Genomic DNA, 5,394 nt, shown 5'->3' on the forward strand with positions numbered 1-5,394 from the left:
GCGCTGAACGGAATCTGCGGAAACCGCACCAGTTGCAAATTGATCCTGTTGCCGTCAAAAACGGGCAGGAGTGGCCGTGGACGCAAGGCGGATGCCGTGCAGTCGATGTAGAGGGAATCTGGCGGGCTTTGAATTTCGCCACGCTCAAGGACGAGTCGATCGGCACGGATCGAGAGGACTCGTCCTAAGCGAATCGTGTTGGAGATGCGCCGCAGTTCTATCAGTTCGCCCGCCGACAAGGCGGCTGCATGAAACATGGTCGGCTCTATTTCCGGATCGAGCCGCAACCAGAGGCCTGCTGCTTCAAGCCGGTGCGCGAGGTCTTGCGCCGAGGCCGCCATCGCGATGGCTTCACGCAAGGCCGCGAAGCCCTCAAAAACCTCATTGAAATACGCGGCTCCCGGCTGGGTCTTGGCGCGGTTGACGAACCAGGCATCGCGCGGGACGATCCAGGTAATTGCTTGGTCCGGCGCGCCATGGGTAAGTAACCAGATGCACGTGTCCATGGCCGTCTTGCCAGCACCTAGCACGGTGTAATGCTTAAAGGACGCCGCCCTTCTCGGCAAGTCATTTGGCGGCACGCAGGTGACCCCTGGCGCAACGTCGAAGTTGCGGGTGTGCGTTAGCGGGATAGAGTTTGTGTAATAGGACGCATCGACGATCTTTTTGCGCACCGTGATCGTATGGCGGTCGCCGGATAGCATGGACCGAAGGCTCCCATCAGACTCGACTGTTGTGAGGGGCCGGTAGTCAACGCGTCCCGAAGGCAACAGGCGGTCCCTCATCACACTGTGGCAGTAGCTGGTGATTTCGGGGCCTTCCGCCAGACTGAGAAACCCTTTGTTCGGGCCTGTCTCATCGATGCGGTACTCGGCAAGCGCTTTGGATTCAACGCCGTAAAACAGTGAGGGCTGGTGCAGCTTGACAAACGAATAGGCGTCGTTCCAGTGGCCGCCAGGGGCATCTCGCTGGTCGACTAGCGTGATGTGCGCATCGCGGCGGGTCACGAGTTCATCCGTGAAACAAAGGCCCGTCACACCCGCGCCAATGACAAGATAGTCTGTTTGCAGATTCATGGGGTTCCTTCTTTAGCCAAAGCAGGAGCTTGCTGCGCCGCGACCTCTGTTGCAACCGGTCGGGATGGTTGCCATCAACCGAGCAGCGGTTGATGCAAACTTTCTGAGCCATCGCCGCGGCGCACGCAATGCTTGCCTTCATTTTTGCCGGCATACATGGCGGCATCTGCACGCCTGAGAAGGCTGATGGCGTCGCCTGCGTCCAGTGGCGCCAGCGCATAGCCTATCGTCAGACCGATGCGGCAGCTGTGCTCGGTCAAGGCAAAGGGATCGTTGAAGGCCTTGATCAGTTTTTCACCAAGTTCAGCGGCTTGCCGCGCGCTATTCAAACCGGTGGACATCACCACGAATTCGTCGCCGCCCAGACGCGAGATAACGTCACTGTGACGCACATTGGCTTGCAGGCGAGCGGCAACGGCGATCAGCAGCTCATCGCCGACGTCATGACCATAGCGGTCGTTGATTTGCTTGAACCCATCCAGATCCAGCATGTACACGGCGACAATTTTTCCTGGTCCGGCGTGCCGGATGGCCTCCGCCATCGAAGAATTCAGCCGGCGACGATTGGGCAAGCCGGTCAGCGGATCGGTGTGGGCCAGCGAGTCCAGACTGTCACGTTCGCGTGTGGCATGCTTGACCGCCGTGTGCAGGGCTTTGGTGCGCAAGCCCAGCACCCGCATGAATACCAACATGTCGAAGGTGGCGCCAAATTGGAAGGAGTGCATGGTCCAGAAGCTCACGCCGACTCGGCCCTTGATCACCTCAATCAAAATCGCGGTCGTCACAAAATAGACCGCCCACGCCAGCAAGAAATAGATGCCCACGCTTTCACCACGACGCGCCCGCGAAATGGCACCCGGCATACCCAGCAGGGCGGGCGCCAGACCCAGCGTGCTGATGATGGCCGTGACGAAATAAACGTCTATCAAGTCAAAGGAGAAGCACAAGGCAAAGAAAACGGTGAAACCGGCACCCGCTTTCATGAGCCGACTGATCCATGGGTTGACGTCAGGTCCCGCCAGCGCTTGTTCGATAAACAGGAAGGAGCCGGTGGCGGCGATCAGTGCGGATAAACCGGCGACATGCAGCTCCATCCACGAATTTCCGTGCCACACATATTGGGCGCCCACGCCAAATTGAAGCAGTGAGAACAGCAGGCTGCCGCAGACGAGGATGGCATACTTGAGGTACAGATGCTCGCCCAGGGTAAACCACTGTGCCAGGCTGTACACCAGCAGGCACAGAGCCAGGCCGGTGAGCAAGCCTTGCAGCATTTGCTCCGCCAGCGCGTTGGCGTGGAACTCTGAAGGTTTGCTCAGCGTGATGGGCAATATCAGCGCGCCCTTGCTTTCGACGCGCAAGTACAAATCGTAATGGCTCCCCGCTTTCAGCTTCAAGCCAAAAGAAAGCGAGCGGCCGCGAATGGATCGCTGACCATAGGGCTGCAAACTGCCCAGGCGGGCTTTCTCAACGACGGTCTTGTCGTGGGTAAGGTAGACGTCAATACGATTGAGAACGGGGTAATCTATATCCAATACCCAAAGGCCATCACCTTGGCTGGACACCGAGATCGGGATATGCAGCCACACGGCATCCTTGCGCAATCCGAGCGTGCCATAGGCGGTTTCTGGTGGCATGAACCGGTCCGCGGCCACCATGACTTCATCGATGCTGAGGCTCTTTTGCGAATCGGGGAGTACCGTCACCGAGGGCCACGCCTGAACCACGGGATTCAATTCATCCAGAAAAATGGGGGCGGGTGCTGACCGTGCCAGCGTTGGCGCGCCAAGCCAAAAAAGGGCGCAGAGCACGAGCATGCACCGCATGATCGTGCATTGTGTCGCAGACCCGCCGTGTCCGAAGAGCACGGCAGATCTTTTACGTCGTCGTTGGCACATTCCACTTGCCCGGTTTGGTCATTCGATCTTCCAGATTATTCAACCAGTGCGGGGCCTTTGGATCATGACCCCAGGCATCCATCGCGCTGTTGATGTCGTTCAGCAAATGTTCCGGTAGTTTAAGCGGACGGGTTTGGTCCAGCAATATTTGGCTCATGAAGTGGTAGCCCAGCACTCGGGTAATCAATCTGGAAATAGAAAATTCAGGGAAAACCAGACGAACCACGCCGTCGATGATTCTGGTCGTCAGCATGAACAGCACGAACAAGCCATGCGTCAGCCACGGAACACGGCCAGTCAGGCCGATGTCGCCAGCGCTAGGCGACCCGCACAGGTAGCGCGTCATGGCCGCCGGAAAAGGCTTCAACAAGCGAAAAGGGATGGCTTGTTCCATCACATTCATCAAGGCCTCACCCAATGCCGGACGTGCGTCGGGGTTGACCGGATTGGCGCGGCCGCGGGCTTGCATTTGCGTGAACAAGACTTCGGCCTGGGTCATGGTATCCGCCATCAACTCACGCCTGATGCCCAGCACGTGGCCCACCACATTCCAGGCGTGCAGATAGGCCTCCTCGTCGCTTGGAGGTAAACCCAGCCCCAACCGACGCATGCTGCGTAAAAAAACATAGGCAAAGGTCAGCAAGGTGTAGGCAAGCTCCTCTTGATTGCAGGGCAGGCCGTCTTCACCCAACTTCCAGCCATGGGCCAACAAAGACTGGTACATGCTGTCAGTTCCTGGTAGGGATAAAGGGGCCAGCACACCGGCACCCTTCACGTGCTGCTGATCGCCCAAGGCGTGCATGGCGGCTTGCGGGCTGCCGCGCAGGATCAGGTTGCGAATCGTGGCATGGATCAATCGTACTTTGAGTATTTGCGCGAGTCCACTACCGTCTGGCTGACCCAGGCCGCCTTTCATCATGACCGGGAAAACCATGGCGGCGGTGGCACGGATGCGGTGGTCGGTATGTTGTTCCAATTGCCCCGCCACATGGAGCACGGCGGACAGATCGGGAATGACGTAACACTCCGGCAGGCTGGAACAAAACAGCAGCGAGCAGGAGAGTGCACCGTAATCCATAAACAAGACCTCGGCGCGTGCGATCTTGGCGCGGTCGGCCCAGGCGGGCAGCACTTGCCCGGCCTGTAAATACTGCTGCAAGGCCAAGCTGATTTCCGGGCTGAGTGTGGCATCAGCCGACTGCCAATTCATCAGGCTCCGATTGTTTGTCCATTGCTCAAATTGGCGATTCACCTGCGCTATGTTCTGCCAGTGCTCTGACTGACTGACGGCGTCCGGCGATAGGGGCCACGGGCCCAGGATGTTGGCGATGGTCGAGTCTGCCAGTGGATCGGCCAGGTACTGCATGTGCGCCAATCGGGCCTTGGAAACCAGGCTTTCGACTGGGTCGGCAGCAGGCAATAACTTCCAATGGTGCCAACCGGCCAAGGCACAGAGTATGGGGATGCCCATCGCAAAGACGGCAATCGTGCGGGTCTCCATTGGGTAGCCGACGCACAGTTGAAACAACATCGCGCTCGCATACAGGGACAGCGGCAACAAGGCATGCCATTTGCTGAAATCAGCGAGTGGGCGCAAAGTCTGGTTGCGCACCGCCACGCGGAAGCTGAACAGGATCGAGGAAGCGACGGCTACCCAGCCAAAGAAGCCCTGAATGGTTTCACCAAACCACCAGCCGTCGGTGCTTGTCATGATCCAGGCTTTGAGCTGGTAGACCATGTAGGGGTCCGCACCCAGGTCAAACGCTGTGACGAGCATCGCTGCCAGAAACGACATGAACACGGCATCCGACAGGCGTGGCGAGCCGTGCAGGGGGCTGCGCCAGACGATCAGATTGCCGATCACATAGCAGGCGTAGCACAGGGCGAACCACATCAGCGGGATGACAACGGGCACGTCGCCCAAGCGCCATCCAAGCACATCGGTGTAGACATAGCGGCCAAAAAACCAGCCACGCGAAACACCCATTTGCTCGGCGAACCAGCCGAAGGCCACAGCGATAAGGACAAACTTCAGTGCCGCGCGAACGCCCAGCAAGTGACTGGCGTTGGCCCAGCAACAAGCAAACATCAACAGCGAACTGGCAACGATGGCGACGGTGGTCTCGCTGTTGCTGCGCACGGCCATCGCCACCAAAAATGCAGCGAATAAGGCGTAGCTCAACTTGGGGATGGCGGCAAGCAGTGATTTCATGGAAGTCCTGTCGAGGTCCTGTCGGGGCAAGGAAAAATTGACAAAAAATAAGCCCCGCAGAACCTGCCGCGGGGCTTTGCCTAGGTGCTCAGTCTAAGCCCTGGACCTCCGTCGATGCCTCGCAGGCCGTGGCGGGCGCTGCGTCATTCGTGGTATTTCCCGCATTGGATGAGTCGCGGCCATTCGCCGACACGGGCTCGAACACCTC

Annotated in this window: 3 protein-coding genes; all 3 read right to left on the reverse strand. The window is 58.6% G+C overall.

Annotated elements, in window-relative coordinates:
• On the reverse strand, positions 1-1,076 hold a 1,076-nt coding region (locus tag B3V69_RS19440; RefSeq protein WP_296449063.1), incomplete at its 3' end, for an NAD(P)-binding protein.
• A gap of 74 nt (positions 1,077-1,150) precedes the next feature.
• Positions 1,151-2,782: a diguanylate cyclase gene (locus tag B3V69_RS19445; protein WP_296449065.1), complete on the reverse strand. Its 1,632-nt coding sequence runs from the start codon at positions 2,780-2,782 to the stop codon at positions 1,151-1,153.
• A gap of 172 nt (positions 2,783-2,954) precedes the next feature.
• Positions 2,955-5,186: a carotenoid biosynthesis protein gene (locus B3V69_RS19450; protein WP_296449070.1), complete on the reverse strand. Its 2,232-nt coding sequence runs from the start codon at positions 5,184-5,186 to the stop codon at positions 2,955-2,957.
• Between the last annotated feature and the right edge of the window lie 208 nt (positions 5,187-5,394).

This window comes from Rhodoferax sp. UBA5149 (assembly GCF_002413825.1).
Taxonomy (GTDB): Bacteria; Pseudomonadota; Gammaproteobacteria; order Burkholderiales; family Burkholderiaceae_C; genus Rhodoferax.